At 67.7% G+C, this 16,943-nt stretch carries 19 protein-coding genes; 8 read left to right on the forward strand and 11 right to left on the reverse strand.

Annotation, left to right across the window (positions count from 1 at the left end; all coding sequences use genetic code 11):
* Positions 1–118: 118 nt before the first annotated feature.
* The 6 genes from C1922_RS12525 to C1922_RS12550 form a co-directional block, all read right to left on the reverse strand.
* Entirely contained in the window at positions 119–679 is a 561-nt protein-coding gene (locus tag C1922_RS12525) for an NADPH-dependent FMN reductase (RefSeq protein ID WP_108750055.1), read from the reverse strand.
* 64 nt (positions 680–743) lie between these two features.
* Positions 744–2,687, reverse strand: coding sequence for an asparagine synthase (glutamine-hydrolyzing) (gene asnB / locus C1922_RS12530; protein ID WP_108750056.1), 1,944 nt, complete (start codon positions 2,685–2,687; stop codon positions 744–746).
* Between the two features lie 3 nt (positions 2,688–2,690).
* On the reverse strand, positions 2,691–4,970 hold the full coding sequence (locus C1922_RS12535) for a transketolase C-terminal domain-containing protein (protein WP_108750057.1): 2,280 nt from the start codon (positions 4,968–4,970) through the stop codon (positions 2,691–2,693).
* 68 nt (positions 4,971–5,038) lie between these two features.
* Positions 5,039–5,698 (reverse strand): glutathione S-transferase family protein, encoded by a 660-nt coding sequence (locus tag C1922_RS12540; protein WP_108750058.1) that lies wholly within the window; start codon positions 5,696–5,698, stop codon positions 5,039–5,041.
* 84 nt (positions 5,699–5,782) lie between these two features.
* Entirely contained in the window at positions 5,783–6,325 is a 543-nt protein-coding gene (locus C1922_RS12545) for a GNAT family N-acetyltransferase (RefSeq protein WP_108750059.1), read from the reverse strand.
* A 119-nt stretch (positions 6,326–6,444) separates the two neighbouring features.
* On the reverse strand, positions 6,445–7,284 hold the full coding sequence (locus tag C1922_RS12550; RefSeq protein WP_108750060.1) for a glycine zipper 2TM domain-containing protein: 840 nt from the start codon (positions 7,282–7,284) through the stop codon (positions 6,445–6,447).
* Between the two features lie 163 nt (positions 7,285–7,447).
* Here C1922_RS12550 and C1922_RS12555 point away from each other — a divergent pair, with 163 nt between their 5' ends.
* The gene (locus C1922_RS12555) at positions 7,448–7,663 is read left to right on the forward strand and encodes a DUF6116 family protein (protein WP_108750061.1); all 216 of its coding nucleotides are present in this window, start codon (positions 7,448–7,450) and stop codon (positions 7,661–7,663) included.
* A complete protein-coding gene (locus C1922_RS12560; RefSeq protein ID WP_108750062.1) occupies positions 7,660–8,433 on the forward strand; it encodes a TatD family hydrolase in 774 nt (257 codons plus the stop codon). Before C1922_RS12555 ends, C1922_RS12560 begins: the two co-directional genes overlap by 4 nt.
* 33 nt (positions 8,434–8,466) lie before the next feature.
* Here C1922_RS12560 and C1922_RS12565 read toward each other — a convergent pair whose 3' ends face one another.
* Positions 8,467–9,282 carry a tRNA threonylcarbamoyladenosine dehydratase gene (locus C1922_RS12565; protein WP_108750063.1) on the reverse strand — a complete coding sequence of 272 codons (816 nt, stop codon included), beginning with the start codon at positions 9,280–9,282 and terminating at the stop codon, positions 8,467–8,469.
* A gap of 79 nt (positions 9,283–9,361) precedes the next feature.
* On the opposite strand from C1922_RS12565, the gene C1922_RS12570 reads away from it, so the two are divergent.
* Together C1922_RS12570 and C1922_RS12575 are read left to right on the forward strand one after the other, a co-directional pair.
* Positions 9,362–9,796 (forward strand): cytochrome c, encoded by a 435-nt coding sequence (locus tag C1922_RS12570; protein ID WP_108750064.1) that lies wholly within the window; start codon positions 9,362–9,364, stop codon positions 9,794–9,796.
* A gap of 128 nt (positions 9,797–9,924) precedes the next feature.
* Positions 9,925–10,419: a glycine zipper 2TM domain-containing protein gene (locus C1922_RS12575; protein WP_108750065.1), complete on the forward strand. Its 495-nt coding sequence runs from the start codon at positions 9,925–9,927 to the stop codon at positions 10,417–10,419.
* 73 nt (positions 10,420–10,492) lie between these two features.
* On the opposite strand, the gene C1922_RS12580 is transcribed toward C1922_RS12575, so the two are convergent.
* The gene (locus tag C1922_RS12580) at positions 10,493–10,702 is read right to left on the reverse strand and encodes a cold-shock protein (protein WP_065197592.1); all 210 of its coding nucleotides are present in this window, start codon (positions 10,700–10,702) and stop codon (positions 10,493–10,495) included.
* Between the two features lie 237 nt (positions 10,703–10,939).
* Between C1922_RS12580 and C1922_RS12585 the strand changes: the two genes are divergently transcribed.
* The 3 genes from C1922_RS12585 (at position 10,940) to arsC (ending at position 13,041) form a co-directional block, all read left to right on the forward strand.
* Positions 10,940–11,425, forward strand: a complete 486-nt coding sequence (locus tag C1922_RS12585) for a DUF456 domain-containing protein (RefSeq protein ID WP_108750066.1) — start codon at positions 10,940–10,942, stop codon at positions 11,423–11,425.
* Positions 11,426–11,545: 120 nt separating this feature from the next.
* Positions 11,546–12,700: a phospholipase A gene (locus tag C1922_RS12590; RefSeq protein ID WP_108750067.1), complete on the forward strand. Its 1,155-nt coding sequence runs from the start codon at positions 11,546–11,548 to the stop codon at positions 12,698–12,700.
* Positions 12,700–13,041, forward strand: a complete 342-nt coding sequence (gene arsC / locus C1922_RS12595) for an arsenate reductase (glutaredoxin) (protein WP_108750068.1) — start codon at positions 12,700–12,702, stop codon at positions 13,039–13,041. Before C1922_RS12590 ends, arsC begins: the two co-directional genes overlap by 1 nt.
* A gap of 162 nt (positions 13,042–13,203) precedes the next feature.
* Here the strand turns inward: arsC and C1922_RS12600 are convergent, their stop codons facing one another.
* From C1922_RS12600 to C1922_RS12610, 3 genes are all read right to left on the reverse strand, one after another.
* Positions 13,204–13,839 (reverse strand): glutathione S-transferase family protein, encoded by a 636-nt coding sequence (locus C1922_RS12600; protein WP_108750069.1) that lies wholly within the window; start codon positions 13,837–13,839, stop codon positions 13,204–13,206.
* A gap of 45 nt (positions 13,840–13,884) precedes the next feature.
* Positions 13,885–14,217: a hypothetical protein gene (locus tag C1922_RS12605; protein WP_159091968.1), complete on the reverse strand. Its 333-nt coding sequence runs from the start codon at positions 14,215–14,217 to the stop codon at positions 13,885–13,887.
* 118 nt (positions 14,218–14,335) lie between these two features.
* Positions 14,336–15,853, reverse strand: a complete 1,518-nt coding sequence (locus C1922_RS12610; protein WP_108750070.1) for a fumarate hydratase — start codon at positions 15,851–15,853, stop codon at positions 14,336–14,338.
* Between the two features lie 159 nt (positions 15,854–16,012).
* Here C1922_RS12610 and C1922_RS12615 point away from each other — a divergent pair, with 159 nt between their 5' ends.
* Complete coding sequence (locus C1922_RS12615) at positions 16,013–16,909, forward strand: RNA polymerase sigma-70 factor (protein ID WP_108750071.1); 897 nt, start codon at positions 16,013–16,015, stop codon at positions 16,907–16,909.
* Positions 16,910–16,943: the final 34 nt, after the last annotated feature.

The raw sequence follows: 16,943 nt of genomic DNA on the forward strand, positions 1-16,943 counted from the left end.
CGTGGACGAACGGGGGATGGCTGCCGCGACACAGCGCGGTCGCCCAGCCTGAGCCCGTCATTATCGCATGGGGTCAGATCCCTCTGCGCAGCAGAGGGCTCTGACCCCGATGGCAACCTCAGTCGCCCTTGGCATGCACCGCGATCAACTGCAGGAAGCGATCCACATAGCCCTGCAGGAACTTCTGCGTGCCCTCGTTGTGGATCGTGCCATCGGCGCCGATCAGCTCATCCTTGAAGTGGATGAACGCTTCGGGCTGGCCGAGCACGTGCATGTCCAGGAAGGCCAGGCTGTTGCGCAGGTGCTGCTGGGCCACGGCCGTGCCGATCTGGCCGATGGAGGCACCGATCACCGCCGCCGGCTTGCCGCCGAAGGCGCTGTCGCCATACGGCCGCGAGCCGAGGTCGATGGCGTTCTTCAGCACGCCCGGCACCGAGCGGTTGTATTCGGGGGTGACGAACAGCACCGCGTCGGCGCCGCGCACCTCGTCCTTCAGACGGGTGCCCTGGGCCGGGTAGCTGCCATCGAAATCCTGGTTGTACAGCGGCAGATCGTCGATGCGCACGTACTGGAACCGCGCGCGCTCGCCGGCCAGCTTCTGCAGGGCCAGCGCCAGCCGGCGGTTGCACGATTCCTTGCGCAGGCTGCCAACGAACACGGCGATGGTGGGTACAGGCATGGCGGCACACTCCTGACGGGGAAAGGACCAGCCTAGCGGCCGGCCCGATGTGCCCCGGTGAAGATCAGCCGCGGGCGACGCCTGCGCGCACCTGCCGCCAGTGGTCCTGCCAGGCCTGGAACATCAGCACGTTCCACAGATGGGTATGCCACTTGCGCTGGCCGCCCAGGAACTGCTGCCACAGCGGCTGCACCGCTGCCGCCGACAGCACGCCTTCGCGCTCCAGCCGCGCCGGCTGCAGCAGATCGTCGGCCCACGGGCGCAGGTCGCCCTTCAGCCAGTCGCTCACCGGTGCGCCAAAGCCGCGCTTCGGTCGATGCACCATGTTTTGCGGCACGTAACGGCCAAGCACGCGCTTGAGCAGCACCTTGCTGGTGTCCTGGCTGCGCTTGAACGCCAGCGGCAGCGACCAGGCAAACTCGGCCACCCGCCAATCCAGCAGCGGCGCCCGTGCCTCCAGGCTGACCGCCATCGAGGTGCGGTCGACCTTGCACAGCAGATCATCGGGCAGGTAGGACACGAAATCGGCCAGCATCATCGCGTCGGCCGGGGTGCCGGCCCCGTGCAGCGGGTCGGCCAGGTCGTAGAAGCTGCCCGCCTCGCGTGCACCGATCACCGCCGCCGCAGGATCGCGCCAGCGCGAAATGCGGTTGCGGTACACATCGCCGATGCCGCGCGCGCCGGTTTCTGCCAGCAGCGCGGCCAGCCCGCCGGTGCGCGAGGCCTCGCCCTGCTGGTGCGCACGCGCGCCCATCCAGCGCCGCAGCGGCGCCGGCACGCGCCCCAGCATCTGCCAGTTGCGCAGCGCGCGCACGTAGCGCATGTAGCCGAAGAACAGTTCGTCGCCACCGTCACCCGACAGCGCCACGGTCACGCCCTGCCGCGCCAGCCGCGCGACCAGTGCGGTCGGCACCTGCGAGGCATCGGCGAAGGGTTCATCGAACATGGCCGGCAACTGCGGCACCACCGCCAGCGCATCGGCACCACTCACATACAGTTCGGTGTGGTCGCAGCCCAGGTGCCCGGCCAGTTCCCGTGCCAGCGGCGCCTCGTCGTGGTGCGAGCCGCTGAAGCCGATGCTGAAACTGTGCACCGGCTGCGTGCTCTGCGCCTGCATCAGCGCGGCCACCAGCGACGAATCGGTGCCACCGGACAGGAACACGCCCACCGGCACGTCGGCCACCATGCGCAGCGCCACGGCATCACGCAGCAGGCCGTCCAGCTGTTCCTCGGCCTCCTCGATGCGGCCCTGGAACGGTGCGGCCAGTGCCGCCTGCATGCGTGCGCGCGCATCCCAGTACGGGCGCTGGGCCTGCTCGGGGCGGTGCGCGGCGGCACCGGCGGCCACCATCGCCGCATCCAGGCGCAGCACGCGGCCCGGCATCAGCTTGTAGCAGCGCTGGTGGATGCTGTGCGGGGCCGGGATGTAATCCAGGCGCAGCAGCAGGGTCAGCGCATCGCGGTCGATGTCGTTGTCGAAGTCCGGGTGCTGCCACAGCGCCTTCAGCTCCGAACCGAACACCAGGGTGTCGCCGGCCCAGCCGTAGTACAGCGGTTTCTTGCCCACCCGGTCGCGGGCCAGGTACAGCCACTGCTCGTGGCGGTCCCACAGGGCGATGGCGAACATGCCGTTGGCGCGCTGCAGGGTGTCCTCGACGCCCCACTGCAGGATCGCGGCCAGCAGCACTTCGGTATCGGAGTGGCCGCGGAACGTGTGGCCCAACGGCTCCAGCTCGGCGCGCAGCGCGGCGAAGTTGTAGACCTCGCCGTTGTAGGCCATCACGTAACGGCCATCGGCCGAGGCCATCGGCTGGTGGCCCAGCGGTGACAGGTCGAGGATGCTCAGGCGGCGATGGGCCAGGGCGATGCCGGCGCTGGCGTCGACCCAGGTGCCGCCGTCATCCGGCCCGCGGTGGTGCAGCGCCTGCCCCATGGCCAGCGCCTGCGCCTGCAGCACCTCGTCCGGCGACTGCGGCGCCGGCAACAACATTCCCGCCAATCCACACATGCATCAGGGTTCCTGCGCCAGGTCGAGGGCGGCGCCAATCACCGCATTGTCGCTTGGAAGCCCGAACATTGCTGCCCCCGCCAGCGGCGTGTAGGTATCGGCGCCGCAGACCCGGCGCAGCGGCAGGTGGCCCAGCCCGGCCTCGACCAGGGCGGTCACCACGCCCTCGCCCACCCCGCCGCTGTGGCGGCCCTCGTCCAGCACCAGCACCCGCCGCGCCGTGGCGGCCTGGGCGGCGATGAACCCGGCATCCAGCGGCACCAGCCAGCGCAGGTCCACCACCCGCACCTGCCAGCCGGTCTGCGCCTGGATGGCCGGCACCGCGCGCAGCGCCATCGGCACGCCATTGCCGTAGGTGAACACCACCAGATCATCGGCGTCGGGCGCATAGACCCGACCCTCGCCCAGCACCAGCGCCTGCCCCGGTGCCGGGTAATCGAACAGCCACTGGCCATCGCCGGGCGCGTGCAGGTCCTTGCTCATGTACAGCGCGATCGGTTCCAGGAACACCGCCACCCGGCCGTCCACCCGGGCCAGCGCCGAAAGCGTGCGCAGCATCATCACCGCGTCGTCGCCGCGCGACGGGCAGCCCACCACCAGTCCGGGAATATCGCGCAGCGCGGTGATCGAGTTGTCGTTGTGGAAGTGGCCGCCGAAGCCCTTCTGGTAGCCCAGGCCGGCCACCCGCACCAGCATCGGGTTGCGGAACTGGTCGTTGGAGAAAAACTGCAGTGAACAGGCCTCGCCGCGCAGCTGGTCGATCGCGTTGTGCAGGTAGGCCAGGTACTGGATTTCCGGAATCGGCAGCAGGCCCATGTTGGCCAGACCCTGGGCCATGCCCAGGATCATCGTCTCGTCCAGCAGGGTGTTGAACACCCGGCGCGGCCCGAAGCGGCGCAGCAGGTCCTTGGTAACGGTGTAGACGCCGCCCTTCTGCGCAACGTCCTCTCCGAACAGCAGTGCCTGCGGATACTTGCACAGCAGTTCCTGCAGGCCGTGGTTGATCTGCACGGCCAGGTGCCGTGGCGGCTGCCGTTCGGGCAGTGCGTCGGCACCGCCGTACAGGGCTTGGCGCGCTTCGGCCGGTACCGGGCGCTGCGCTTCGGCCATCACCGCCGCCGGTGTGTACGGCGCCAGCGGCGCGACCACTTCGTCCAGCGACTGCAGCTTGGGCCGTCCTTCGGCGTCCGCCGCCGCCGACAGGCAGCGCGCGCGCAGGGTCTCGTAGGCGGCCTCGATGCCGGCGGCATCCATCCAGCCCGATTCCAGCGCGATCTGCGCCGACCGCAGCAACGGGTCCTGCGCCTCGGCCGCACAGAGGTCGGCCAGCGCACGCCACTCCACTTCGAAGTCAGTGCCGGCGTGGCCCATCAGCCGCGTGGTACGCAGATGCAGGAAGGTCGGCCGGCGGGTACGCCGGCAATGCTCCACCGCCGCCTGCACCTGCGCATGTCCTGCCGCCAGGTCCAGGCCATCGGCATAGTAGTAGTCCAGCCCCGGCTGGCGGCTGAAGCGCTCGGCGATCCAGCCTTCCGGCGTCTTCACCGAAATGCCCAGGCCGTTGTCCTCGCAGACGAACAGGATCGGCGCGGGCAGCTTCTGGTAGGCCGACCACATCGCCGTATTGAAGGCGGTCTGCGCGGTGGCATGGTTGGCCGAGGCATCGCCGAAGGAGCACAGCACGATGCTGTCGGCCGGAATCGGCAGCGGCTGGCCCAGGCGCTTGCCGCTTTCGATGGCCAGCGCGGTGCCCAGCGCCTTGGGCAGGTGCGAGGCGATGGTCGAGGTCTGCGGCAGCACCCACAGCGGGCGGCTGCCCCACACCTTGTGGCGGCCTCCGCTGGCCGGGTCGTCGGCACTGGCGGCGAAGGACAGCGCCGCGTCACGCAACGGGTCCAGGCCCGGCACCTGCCGCGCGCGCTCGGCCATGAAGGCGCCGGAGCGGTAGTGCAGGAAGGCTGGATCGGTATGCCGGCAGGCCCGCGCCAGCAGCGCGTTGCCTTCGTGGCCGGACGAGCCGATGGTGTAGAAGACCTTGTTCTGTACGCGCAGTACGCGCGCCATCAGGTCCAGCTGGCGGCTGGCCAGCTGCGAATCGAAGAGTTCGCCGAAGGCCGCTGCGGTCAGCGTGCTGCCCGGCAGGATCGGCGCATCCGGCGCCGGCTTCGGGCGCGGCAGCCCACGCCAGCCGCGCACTGCCTCGAGGAAATTCACATCGCACACTTCGGCGCGGTTGAGCACGCGCATGCGTGCGGGAATCGGATCGGGAACCACAGCAAACATCGAACACCCTCCGTGTCGTTGTTGCATTCCGCCGGGCGTGGCCCGGCGCTACCGTGCCGGGCTGGACGCTACCCGCGTGCGTCCAACCGTGCGCGTACCTCGGGCGTCACCGCCGGCATCGCCACGAAACGTGGCTGCTCGCGCACCCGCTGCAGCCAGGCGCGTACTTCCGCGAACGGCTGCAGGTCGATGCCACCGTCTGCAGCAACATCGGTGTAGGCGAACAGCGCAATGTCGGCGATGCCGTACTCGCTGCCGGTGAACCACTGCGCCTGCCGCAGGTGCTGCTCCATCACCGCCAGCGCGGTCGCGGCCCGCTCATGCAGGCGCGGCAGTTCGGCCCGGCGCGGCGAATCGGCATCGGTCCAGCCACGGATGAAGCGCGCCACCGCCACGCAGGGTTCGTGGCTGTACTGTTCGAAGAACATCCAGCTCAGCGCCTGCGCGCGCTCCCAGCCATCGCTGGGCAGGTACGGCGTGCCTTCGGCCAGCCAGAACAGGATCGCGTTGGATTCGGTCAACACGCGGCCATCGTCGCGCACGATCAGCGGCACCTTCGCATTCGGGTTGAGGGCCAGGAATTCAGGCGAATGGGTCTGCCCATGCGCACTGTCCACTTCCACCCAGCGGTAGCGGCTGCCGAGCTGCTCCAGCAGCATCCGCACCTTGTGGCAGTTGCCCGACACCGACATGCCATGCACCGTCAACGGAACGCGCTCTTCCACCATTGCCTGCTCCAGGACATCCCGGCCGACGGCCGGCTGCACGCAGTCTGGCAAGCACATCGGCCGATGCCAAGCGCGGGTGCAGCATCAACGCCGGCGTTGCTGCCATTGCGCGCGCGACTGCCCCCAGATCTGCAGCGGCGGGCCCTGGTAGGGTGGCGGCAACTGGCCCATGCGCAGCAGCTGGCTGCCCAGCTTGCGCGCCACGGCACTGGATTTTTCGTTGTCCTCGGCAATGGTATGGATCACTTCCTGCCAGTCCTGCGTGGCGAAGGCCCAATCGATGGCGGCCACCGCCGCTTCCGGCGCATAGCCTTGGCCCCAACTGGCGCGGCGGATGCTCCAGCCCACCTCCGGGCCGGGCCAGCCCAGCGGCTGCCAAGGGCCCATGCGGCCGACCCAGTCACCGCTGGCTTTTTCGATCACGCTGAACATCGAATAGCCGAACAACTGCCAGGCACCGGCCAGGCTGCAGAAGCTGCGCCAGGCCACCGACGGTGGCTGCACCCCACCCAGGCTGCGCATCGTTTCTTCATCGGCACAGAACGCCAGGTAAGGTTCCAGGTCGTGCGCCTGCGGCGGACGCAGGATCAGCCGCTCGGTTTCGATGCGCAGATCGAAGATGCTCATGCCGGTTCCTCTGCCAGACCATGCCGGACATCATCGTCGCTACCGGCGCAGAATCCAGACCCGGAAACGAAACAGGCCGGCAAATGCCGGCCTGTCCGATACCCGCTGCGCTGCGTACGTTACTGGCGGTTGGCGGCCGTATCGCCCGCTGCTGCAGTCTGGGTGACCAGCTGGCCATCGACCACCGGCAGGCGATCGCTGGCCGGCTTGTTCTCCATGCGCACGGTCTTTTCAGCACCGTCGTAACGGTAAGTCACGTTGTAACCCTTGACCACGTCGTTGGTACCCATGGCGATGCGGTTACCCGGCTTGCTGGCCATGCGCATGGTGCCGGTGGTGCCGTCTTCGTTGCGATAGGTCACGTTGTAGCCGGTCACGCGGCTGGATTCAGACGTGGCCGTTTCGGTGTGGCACTGGCGCTCGGTGCGGTTCACCACGCGGCCGCCAACGTGGCGCTTGTCCACCTGGTTGCCGATGAAGCCACCGGCCACAGCACCGGCAGCGGTAGCGGCCTTCTTGCCATTGCCGCCACCGACCTGGTTGCCCAGCAGGCCGCCGACCACGGCGCCGACCACGGTGCCACCGACGTTGCCATCACGTTCGGGCAGGCGCTCCTGCACCACCACATCCTGGCAGACTTCGTGCGGGGTCTGGGTGGTGGAGGTCTCGCGCACCGCATCGGTGCCGATGACCGTGGCGTAGGCCTTCTGCTTTTCAGTGATCGGGTCGACCTTCAGCACATCGGCGTATTCCAGCCCACGCGGCGCGCTCGGGTCGAGCGTATCGGTGCGCGCACCGTCATCGGCCGCGCTGCCATCGGCCAGGCGGGATTCCGCCGAGGGCTGGGCCGAACCGGCCACGTCGGCCGACGAGCCACTCTTCATGAAGGCGGCGGTAGCGATACCACCGACCAGCAGTGCGCCTGCTGCGACCAGGACCGTTGTAGTTGTGCTTTTCATGACCTGCTCCCTGCGGACGATCCGCAACGTTCTCGGGACAGATTGCAGCATGGTCCGCCTGAACGGAATCTCCACATTTCCTGCTCACGGCCGTAACCCATTCAGCATCTGGAAATGCTGTGCCCGTGGTAGCGTTTGCATATTCCCCGCATGGACTTCCACCATGGCCAACCCGATGCTGCTGCCGGTTCTGCAATGGGCACGCCGGCTGCGCTACCCCACCCTGTTCAAGCTGACCGCCGGTCTGTTTGCCATCACCTTCTTCATCCCGGACCCGATTCCGTTCGTGGATGAGCTGCTGCTGGGCCTGGGCACGCTGCTGCTGGCCAACTGGAAGCAGCGCGGCGCGGCCGTGCCGCCGCCGTTGCAGCAGGGTTGAGCGTGCTGATCGATAGTCATTGCCACCTGGATGCCAGCGAATTCGACCCCGATCGCGATGCGGTGATCGCACGCGCCCAAGCGGCCGGGGTGCAGGCCCAGGTGGTGCCGGCGGTTACTGCCGCCAGCTGGCCGAAGCTGCGCCAGGTCTGCCAGCAGGCGAAGGGGCTGTACCCGGCCTACGGCCTGCACCCGATGTTCCTGGCCCAACACCGGCCCGAGCATCTGCAGCAGCTGCGCGACTGGATCGAGCGCGAGCGCCCATGTGCGATCGGCGAGTGCGGCCTGGATTTCTTCGCGGGCGATCTGGATGTGCAGGCCCAGCAGGATTACTTTCTCGGCCAGTTGCAGCTGGCGCGGGAGTTCGACCTGCCAGTGATCGTGCACGCGCGCAAGGCAGTGGATGCGGTGATCGCCGCGATACGCCGCATCGGCGGGCTGCGTGGGGTGGTGCACAGCTATTCCGGCAGCCCGGAACAGGCCGTGCAGCTGCACAAGCAGGGCTTTCTGCTGGGCCTGGGCGGGCCGCTGACCCATGAGCGCGCGCAGCGCCTGCACCGCCTGGTGCGCGACATGCCGCTGGAACAGCTGCTGCTGGAAACCGATGCACCCGACCAGCCCGATGCCGGCATTCGCGGCCAGCGCAACGAGCCAGCGCGGCTGGCAGTGATTGCCCGCCATGTGGCTGCGCTGCGTGGGGTGAAGGTCGATGCGGTGGCCGAGGCGACCGCCGACAACGCGCGGCGGTTGTTCAACCTGCCCGCAGTCTGACGCGTCGCCGGGCATGGCCCGGCGCTACCGGTCCTACGCGGCGTCTGCTTCGGCCTTCACCTTCTTCGGCTCCAGCAGCATTTCCAGGGCCTTGCCTACTGCTGCGAAGGCGAAGGCGCCGGTGATGTGCGTGGCCGCCCCCAGGCCGGCACCGCAATCCAGCTTCAGCGCCGCATCGGCCCCCAGGTTCGGGCGCAGGCCACAGACGCTGCCATCGGCCTGCGGGTACTTCACGTTTTCCAGCGAATACACCGCCGGCACGCCGAAGTAGCGCTTGGCGTTCTTGGGGAAGTTGAACTCGCTGCGCAGCTTCTTGCGGATCAGCGCCAGCATGGCGTCATGTTCGGTGCGCGAGACATCGCGGATGCGCACCAGGGTGGGATCGGTGCGGCCACCGGCGGCGCCCACGGTCAACAGCGGCAGCTTGCGGCGCCGGCACCAGGCAATGGTTTCCACCTTCACCCGGAAGCTGTCGCAGGCGTCGATGACCAGATCGAAGCTGCGGTCCAGCAGTTCGGCCATGTTGCCGGTGGTCAGGAACGCCTCCACCGCATCCACCTCGATCTGCGGATTGATGGCACGGCAGCGCTCGGCCATCGCCACCGATTTGTTGCGCCCGTAGTTGCCCTCCATGGCCGGCAACTGGCGGTTGGTGTTGGACACGCAGATATCGTCGGCATCGATCAAGGTCAGATGCCCCACCGCCGAACGCGCCAGCGCTTCGACCACCCACGAGCCGACGCCGCCCATGCCCACCACCGCCACGCGGCTGCCCTGCAGGCGCTCGAGCGCGCCCACGCCATACAGCCGTTCAATGCCGGCGAAGCGTTCTTTGACCTGTTCGTTCATGCGGCTATTTTAACGTGCAGGCGGCGGTCGCCACAGCGCGCCGCAACCGAACCCACCGTTGCATGCCCGGAGTGCCCGCATGACTGCCAGCCCCTCCCCCGGCCAGACCACGGCCTACCGCTATCTGTTCGTGCTGGCCTTGGGCCTGCTGATCGGCCTGGTGGCCACGGTGATGGTGGGCCGCGCCCTGCAGGCCCGTCGCGATCCGTTTCCCGACAGCCTGATGCAGGTGATGCAGAGGCAGTCGCAACTGCTGCAGCAGGCCCAGCAGCAGAACCGCTGCAGCCTGGCCGACAGCGTGCCGCGCCTGCAGGTGTTGCGCCTGCTGTCCAACGACCTGGAATTGGTCTTCCCGCAGCTGCAGCACGACCGCCGCTTCCAGGCCCATGCCAGTGCCTACCGGGGCAGGCTCAACGACGCGCTGGCCGCGCCGCCAACCGACTGCGCGGCACTGGCAACACTGGTGAAGGCCGTGCAGGACGATTGCCGCGCCTGCCACCAGGATTTCCGCTGATTCATCTTCCAGCCGGAATGCGCTGTCGCGGTTGGCACCTTGTTCACGTGTGAAAGCGGACGATTCCAGCCACCCTGCTGCATGACGCAGTACCACCCGCACCCGCCTTCACGGCCAGGAGACGCCCCATGAAGATCCAGCTCATCGCTGCCGCCACCATTGCCACCCTTGCGCTGGCCGGCTGCGCCACCTCGCCCGGCTACGGCGGCGGTGGTTACAACAATGGCTACAACAACGGCGGCTACGGCAACAACTCCGGCTACAACCAGGGCCGTTGCGCGGACTGCGGCATCGTCACCCGCATCAACACCGTGGCCTCGGGCCGCACCGCACCGGCCGCCACCGGCGCCATTCTGGGCGGTCTGGTCGGCGCCGTTGCCGGTCATGAGATTTCCGACCACACCGGCGGCAGCCGCGGCAACAAGAACATCGCCGCCGCCGCAGGCGCGGTCGGTGGCGCACTGGCCGGCAACCAGATCCAGAAGAACGTGACCAGCGATACCTACGACATCACCGTGCGCATGGATGATGGCCGCACCGTGGTGGTGAACCAGCGCGACCTGGCGGGCATCCGCGAGAACACCTACGTGCGCGTGGTCAACGGCCGGGTGATCCTGCGCTGACCTGCGCCGGGCCACTGGCCAAGAAAAAGGCCCGCTCGCGCGGGCCTTTTTCGTTCAGCGCGATGCGTTCCGGTCAGACCGGCTGCACAGCATCGGCCTGCAGGCCCTTCTGGCCCTGCACGACGGTGAAGGTGACCTTCTGGCCTTCCTTCAGGCTCTTGAAGCCCTGGGTCTGGATGGCACGGAAGTGCACGAACACATCTTCGCCGTTTTCACGGCTGATGAAGCCGAAGCCCTTTGCATCGTTGAACCACTTGACGGTACCGCTCTCGCGATCAGACATCTCACTAACTCCCTGGTGACTCTCTCTTGTTGTTGGATACGCCTGGTTGGGCGGCTGACAAGCAAGGGGGAAGCGAGGTGCAACGATGCAGCGGATCGGTGAGATCTTGCTTCATCAGGCCACGATCCACGGTGACCTTGCCAAGCTCAGCGACTGCAACTTAACCCGACCAAAACGAAAAAGCAACTGGCAAAATCTTTCACTGTCAACCCCAAAAAGCCAAACATACGGAACAGCATGGACCTCTCATTCATCTTGTATCTGCTAGCGGTCATTTCTGTCCTGGTCGGCCTGGCCGGCATCGTGCTGCCGGCCCTTCCGGGGGTGCCGCTGGTGTTCCTGGGCCTGCTGCTGGCGGCCTGGGCTGACGGTTTCGCGCATGTGGGCTGGCCCACGCTGGTGATCCTGGCCGTGTTGACCGTGCTGTCGCTGCTGGTCGACGTGTTGGCCACGGTGGTGGGTGCGCAGCGGGTCGGCGCCAGCCGCAAGGCCCTCTGGGGCACCTTCGTGGGCAGCATCGTGGGCCTGTTCTTCATGCCCATCGGCCTGTTCGCCGGTCCGCTGCTGGGTGCCCTGCTGGGCGAGTACTGGCACAGCCGCGAGCTGGGCCGCTCCACCAAGGTGGGCCTGGCCACCTGGCTGGGCATCCTGCTGGGGCTGGCGCTGAAGCTGGCGCTGGTCATTGCCATGCTGGGGCTGTTCGCCTTCGCCTGGTTGCTCTGACACCCCCGTCTTCACACCCCACGCACGCCGGTGCCGGGCATAAACCGAAGGGGCTGGCCGCAGGTGCGGGCAGCCGCCACACTGTGCATCCACCGTATTCATTTTGAAGGGCCTGCTGCAATGACCCTCCCCGCTCTGCTCCCCCGCCTTGCCCCGCTGGCGCTGGCCCTGGCCGCCGCGCCCGTGGCCGCGCAGGAGATCGTGCCGACCGCCACCACCACACCGGCCGGTTGCGCCGCCATCGACACCGATGCCGCCCGCCTGGCCTGCTACGACCGGCTGTTCGGCCGCAGTGCCGAGGCCACCGCCGCCGCCGATGCGGCCGCCCAGCAGGCCGCACAGGCCCTGCGCGAACAACGCCGTGCCGCCCGCCTGAGCCAGGGCGAAGAGAACCTGCGTGCCCGCGTGGGTGACATCTTCCGCCCTGCCCCGGATGACAGCGCGCTGGCCAACGCCGGCCGTGGCTCGCTGCTGGACAGCCGCTGGGAACTGGCCGAAGACTCCAAGCTGGGCCCGTTCCAGCTGCGCGCCTACAAGCCGGTCTACCTGCTGCCCGCGTTCTGGACCAGCGACAAGAACCAGATGCCGCAGTCGCCGAACCCGGCCAACAGCGTGACCACGCCGCAGGTGCTGGACAGCACCGAGCTGAAGTTCCAGATCAGCTTCAAGACCAAGATCGCCGAGAACCTGTTCGGCGACAACGGCGATATCTGGGCCGGCTATACCCAGAGCTCGCGCTGGCAGGCCTACAACGCCGAGAATTCCCGCCCCTTCCGCGAAACGAACTACGAGCCGGAAGTGATGATGGTGTTCCGCAACGGCTACTCGATCGGTGGCTGGCGCGGCCGCATGACCGGCATCGCGCTGAACCATCAGTCCAACGGCCGCGCCGATCCGCTGTCGCGCAGCTGGAACCGGGTCATGCTCAACATCGGCCTGGACCGCGAGAACTGGGCGCTGGTACTGCGGCCCTGGTACCGCATTCCGGAAACGCGCAGCGACGACAACAATCCGGACATTGAAGACTACATGGGCCGTGGCGATGCCACCCTCATCTGGAACCGCAACGGCCACGAGGTCTCGTTGATGGCGCGCCATTCGCTGCGCACCGGCGACCGCTCGCACGGCGCGCTGCAGCTCGATTACGGCTTCCCGATCAGCAACCTGCTGCGCGGCCACGTGCAGATCTTCGACGGCTACGGCGAAAGCCTGATCGACTACAACCACAAGGCCACCTACGTGGGCGTGGGCGTGTCGCTGCTGGAGTGGTTCTGATGGCGGTGACGATCTGGCACAACCCGGCGTGCAGCAATTCGCGCGGGGCCCTGGCCCTGATCCGCGACGCCGGCATTGAACCGCTGGTGGTGGATTACCTTGGCAACCCGCCTGACGTCGCGACCCTGCGTGCAGTGCTGGCCGAATCCGGCCTGACCGCCCGTGAGCTGGTGCGCAGCAAGGAGGCGCAGTTCGCCGAACTGGGCCTGGCCGGCGCGGATGACGCCGCGCTGTTGGCCGCCATGGCCGAGCACCCGCGCCTGATCAATCGACCCGTGGTGCGCACGCCCAAGGGCACGCGGCTGTGCCGGCCGCCGGAGCGCGCCCTCGACCTGCTGTAGGTAGAGTCGACCAACGGTCGACTCTACCCCGCCGGAGATCGTGCTGGCACGGCCGGTAGAGTCGACTGCCAGTCGACTATCGCGCGCAGCGCGGGGCTGTGCGCCAGCTGATCGGAGAGCAGTCGACCAACGGTCGACTCTACCCCGCCACGCTTCTGATGATCACACCCAGTCGGTGATGCCTTCGCGTTGGTAGGTCTCTGCGAACGATGGGCGTGCCTTCATCCGCTGCGCATGGATCTTCAGCACCGGCAGGCTGTCGGTGGGCGTGGGCATGTTGCGCGACCAGCGCATCAGCATCACCAGCATGAAATCGACCACGCTGGGCGCCTCGCCCAGCACATACGGCCCCTGCGTCTGCAGGTGTGCGGCCATCCGCTGCCAGGCGGCCTCCAGGCGTTGCCGGGCCATCGCCTGGGTAGCGGCGACATTCGCTTCTCCCGCCGCTTCATGCGGGTAGAACCACGCGCGGTAGGCGGGCTGCAGGGTGTTGGCACACCAGAACATCCAGCGATATGCCTCGCCGCGTGCGGGTGTACCCGGTGCCGGCAGCAGGCCTGCTTCAGGATGGCGGTCGGCCAGGTACAGCGCGATCGCGGCCGCCTCGGTCAGTACCTGGCCATCGATCATCAGCGTCGGCACTACGCCTGCCGGGTTCAGCGCCAGGTACTGCGCCGACTTGTGCTCGCGCCGGTCGAAATCCAGCAGCACCAGTTCGTGCTCGATGCCCAGTTCGATCAGCAGCCAGTGCACCACCAGCGAGGCGGTGCTGACAGACCCATACAGCGTAGTGCGCATGCGACGACTCCGGTTGCGGGAAACGCCGATTATGCGCCCATGTGCTCAACCACCGCCGCACGACGCCATGCAGCTGTCGGCGTCCTGGCTGCAGCTGATCAACGGCGACTGGTCCATGCAGGCCTGCGCCTGCGACATGCAGGAGCGGCGCATCTCGTCATCCTTGATCCGGTCGCACTTGCTCGCCGCCTGCGCATCACAGGTGGAACGACGGTCTGAATCCGAACGGGCCAGGCAGGCATTGCGGTACTGCTGGCACGCCATCACGCATTGTGCGCTGGCGTTGTTGCCGGGTGCGCCGTCGTGCAGATCGCCGCTGCTGCTGCAAGCGGCGAGGGAAACAACACACAGCAGCGCAAAGCATCGAAACAATGACATTGGACACTCCCTGTTCAATACATCGGAAAACCCAGCGAAGCCTAGCAGTGCCGACCTTCGTGCGGCGTCAAACGAAAAACGGCGCCCTGCGGCGCCGTTCTCCTGCAACCGGTGGGGATTACTCCACCACCACCGGAATCTTGCCGATGCGGGCCTGCCATTCGCGCGGGCCAGTCTTGTGCACCGATTCACCGGTGGAATCGACCGCCACGGTCACCGGCATGTCCTGCACGGTGAACTCGTAGATCGCTTCCATGCCCAGGTCGGCGAAGCCGACGACCTTGGCCGCCTTGATCGCCTTGGACACCAGGTAGGCCGAACCACCGACGGCCATCAGGTAGGCCGACTTGTGCTTTTTGATGGCCTCGATGGCGGCCGGGCCGCGTTCGGCCTTGCCGACCATGCCCAGCAGGCCGGTCTGTGCCAGCACCTGCTCGGTGAACTTGTCCATGCGGGTGGCGGTGGTCGGGCCGGCCGGGCCCACCACTTCGTCGCGCACCGGATCGACCGGGCCGACGTAGTAGATGAAACGACCCTTCAGGTCGACCGGCAGTTCCTCACCCTTGTTGAGCATGTCGACCATGCGCTTGTGCGCGGCGTCGCGGCCGGTCAGCAGCTTGCCATTGAGCAGCAGGGTCTGGCCCGGCTTCCAGTTGGCCACGTCTTCGGGGGTGATCGTGTCCAGGTCCACGCGGGTGCCCTTGGACGCGTCGTAGGTCAGCTTCGGCCAGTCTTCCAGCGACGGCGGATCCAGCATCACCGGGCCGCTGCCATCCAGGGTGAAGTGCGCATGGCGGGTGGCCGCGCAGTTCGGGATCATCGCCACCGGCAGGTTGGCCGCGTGGGTCGGGTAATCGTTGATCTTGATGTCCAGCACGGTGGTCAGGCCACCCAGGCCCTGCGCGCCGATGCCCAGCGCGTTGACCTTCTCGTACAGCTCCAGGCGCAGCTCTTCGATGCGGTTGGATGCGCCACGGGCCTGCAGATCGGTGATGTCGATCGGCTCCATCAGCGCCTCCTTGGCCAGCAGCATCGCTTTTTCAGCGGTGCCACCGATGCCGATACCGAGCATGCCCGGCGGGCACCAGCCGGCGCCCATGGTCGGCACGGTCTTCAGCACCCAGTCGACGATCGAGTCGGACGGGTTGAGCATGGCGAACTTGGTCTTGGCTTCCGAACCACCACCCTTGGCGGCGACGATGACGTCGACGGTGTTGCCCGGCACCACCTTGACGTTGACCACGCCGGGGGTGTTGTCCTTGGTGTTGACCCGCTTGCCGGCCGGATCGGCCAGCACCGAAGCGCGCAGCTTGTTTTCCGGGTGCAAGTAGGCGCGGCGCACGCCTTCGTTGGCCATGTCTTCCACGCCCATGGTGGCGTCGTCCCAGCGCACGTCCATGCCGATTTCCAGGAACACGGTGACGATGCCGGTGTCCTGGCAGATCGGACGGTGGCCTTCGGCGCACATCCGCGAATTGATCAGGATCTGGGCCATCGCTTCCTTCGCGGCCGGCGACTCTTCGCGCTCGTAGGCGGCGGCGAGGTTCTTGATGTAGTCGACCGGGTGGTAGTACGAGATGTACTGCAGCGCGTCGGCGATGGACTGGATGAGGTCTTCCTGCTTGATCGATGTCACGGCTTGCTCGCTTGCTCAAGGCTGGCGGGGGTAATCCGCCCATTTTACCCCCTCCGCCGACTGCGCGTAGATTCGCAGGGGTCAGATCCCTTTCCGCGGGAAAGGGCTCTGACCCCGCCCCCTTGTCACGCCCCCGCCCTCTCTGGCGTCCTTGCCGACATGAACGCTGAATCGACCTTCCAGACCCACCGTCCGCGCCTGATGGCGCTGGCCTACCGCCTGCTGGGCAGCCGCGCCGACGCCGAGGACGTAGTGCAGGACGCCTGGCTGCGCTGGTCCGGTGCCGACCCGGCCAGCGTGCGCGATGCCGAGGCGTGGCTGGTGACCGCCACCACGCGGCTGGGCCTGGACCGCCTGCGCGCGGCCCGGCGCGAGCGCGCGCACTACGTGGGCCCGTGGCTGGCCGAACCGCTGGCGATCAGCCTGGAGCCCGACCCGGCACCGGGACCGGCGCAGCGCCACGCGCTGGCCGACGACGTGTCGGTGGCTTTCCTGACCCTGCTGGAACAGCTGGGGCCGGAGGAACGCGCGGCCTTCCTGCTGAAGGAAGTGTTCGACCACGACTATGCCGAGATCGCCGAACTGATCGGCCACAGCCAGGCCAACTGCCGGCAGCTGGTGCATCGGGCGAGGCAGCGCCTGCAGGCCGGGCGCCCGCGTTTCAACGCCGATGCCAGCCAGCACCGCGAACTGCTGGCGCGCTTCATGCACGCCACCCAGCAGGGCGACAGCCAGGCCGTGCAGGCCCTGCTGCATGCCAACGCGCGCCTGGTCTCCGATGGCGGCGGCGTGGTAACCGCCGCGATCCGGCCGCTGCTGGGCGCCGAGCGCATCGGCCGGCTGTTCTGGGCCATTGCCCAGCGCGGCCTGGGCCACACCGCGCAGCTGGGCTATGTGAACGGCGAGCCGGCGATCCTGCGCTTCGATGGCCAACGCCTGCATTCGGTCACCACGGTGCAGGTGGTGAACGGGCGCATCGCCGAGGTCTACAGCGTGCTGAACCCGGAAAAGTTGTCGGCGGTTGTCACGGCGGCGGACGCGGCGGCGTCCTGGTAGTGAAAGGCGGCCACCGTGGCCGCCGTGGAGCCGA

Source organism: Stenotrophomonas sp. ZAC14D2_NAIMI4_7 (genome assembly GCF_003086675.1).
GTDB lineage: Bacteria > Pseudomonadota > Gammaproteobacteria > Xanthomonadales > Xanthomonadaceae > Stenotrophomonas.

Bases quoted from the DNA above. Each gene is read 5' to 3' on its own strand.
- C1922_RS12525 (WP_108750055.1), bottom strand. From the start codon at position 679: ATGCCTGTACCCACCATCGCCGTGTTCGTTGGCAGCCTGCGCAAGGAA.
- asnB (WP_108750056.1), bottom strand. From the start codon at position 2,687: ATGTGTGGATTGGCGGGAATGTTGTTGCCGGCGCCGCAGTCGCCGGAC.
- C1922_RS12535 (WP_108750057.1), bottom strand. From the start codon at position 4,970: ATGTTTGCTGTGGTTCCCGATCCGATTCCCGCACGCATGCGCGTGCTC.
- C1922_RS12540 (WP_108750058.1), bottom strand. From the start codon at position 5,698: ATGGTGGAAGAGCGCGTTCCGTTGACGGTGCATGGCATGTCGGTGTCG.
- C1922_RS12545 (WP_108750059.1), bottom strand. From the start codon at position 6,325: ATGAGCATCTTCGATCTGCGCATCGAAACCGAGCGGCTGATCCTGCGT.
- C1922_RS12550 (WP_108750060.1), bottom strand. From the start codon at position 7,284: ATGAAAAGCACAACTACAACGGTCCTGGTCGCAGCAGGCGCACTGCTG.
- C1922_RS12555 (WP_108750061.1), top strand. From the start codon at position 7,448: ATGGCCAACCCGATGCTGCTGCCGGTTCTGCAATGGGCACGCCGGCTG.
- C1922_RS12565 (WP_108750063.1), bottom strand. From the start codon at position 9,282: ATGAACGAACAGGTCAAAGAACGCTTCGCCGGCATTGAACGGCTGTAT.
- C1922_RS12570 (WP_108750064.1), top strand. From the start codon at position 9,362: ATGACTGCCAGCCCCTCCCCCGGCCAGACCACGGCCTACCGCTATCTG.
- C1922_RS12575 (WP_108750065.1), top strand. From the start codon at position 9,925: ATGAAGATCCAGCTCATCGCTGCCGCCACCATTGCCACCCTTGCGCTG.
- C1922_RS12580 (WP_065197592.1), bottom strand. From the start codon at position 10,702: ATGTCTGATCGCGAGAGCGGTACCGTCAAGTGGTTCAACGATGCAAAG.
- C1922_RS12585 (WP_108750066.1), top strand. From the start codon at position 10,940: ATGGACCTCTCATTCATCTTGTATCTGCTAGCGGTCATTTCTGTCCTG.
- C1922_RS12590 (WP_108750067.1), top strand. From the start codon at position 11,546: ATGACCCTCCCCGCTCTGCTCCCCCGCCTTGCCCCGCTGGCGCTGGCC.
- arsC (WP_108750068.1), top strand. From the start codon at position 12,700: ATGGCGGTGACGATCTGGCACAACCCGGCGTGCAGCAATTCGCGCGGG.
- C1922_RS12600 (WP_108750069.1), bottom strand. From the start codon at position 13,839: ATGCGCACTACGCTGTATGGGTCTGTCAGCACCGCCTCGCTGGTGGTG.
- C1922_RS12605 (WP_159091968.1), bottom strand. From the start codon at position 14,217: ATGTCATTGTTTCGATGCTTTGCGCTGCTGTGTGTTGTTTCCCTCGCC.
- C1922_RS12615 (WP_108750071.1), top strand. From the start codon at position 16,013: ATGAACGCTGAATCGACCTTCCAGACCCACCGTCCGCGCCTGATGGCG.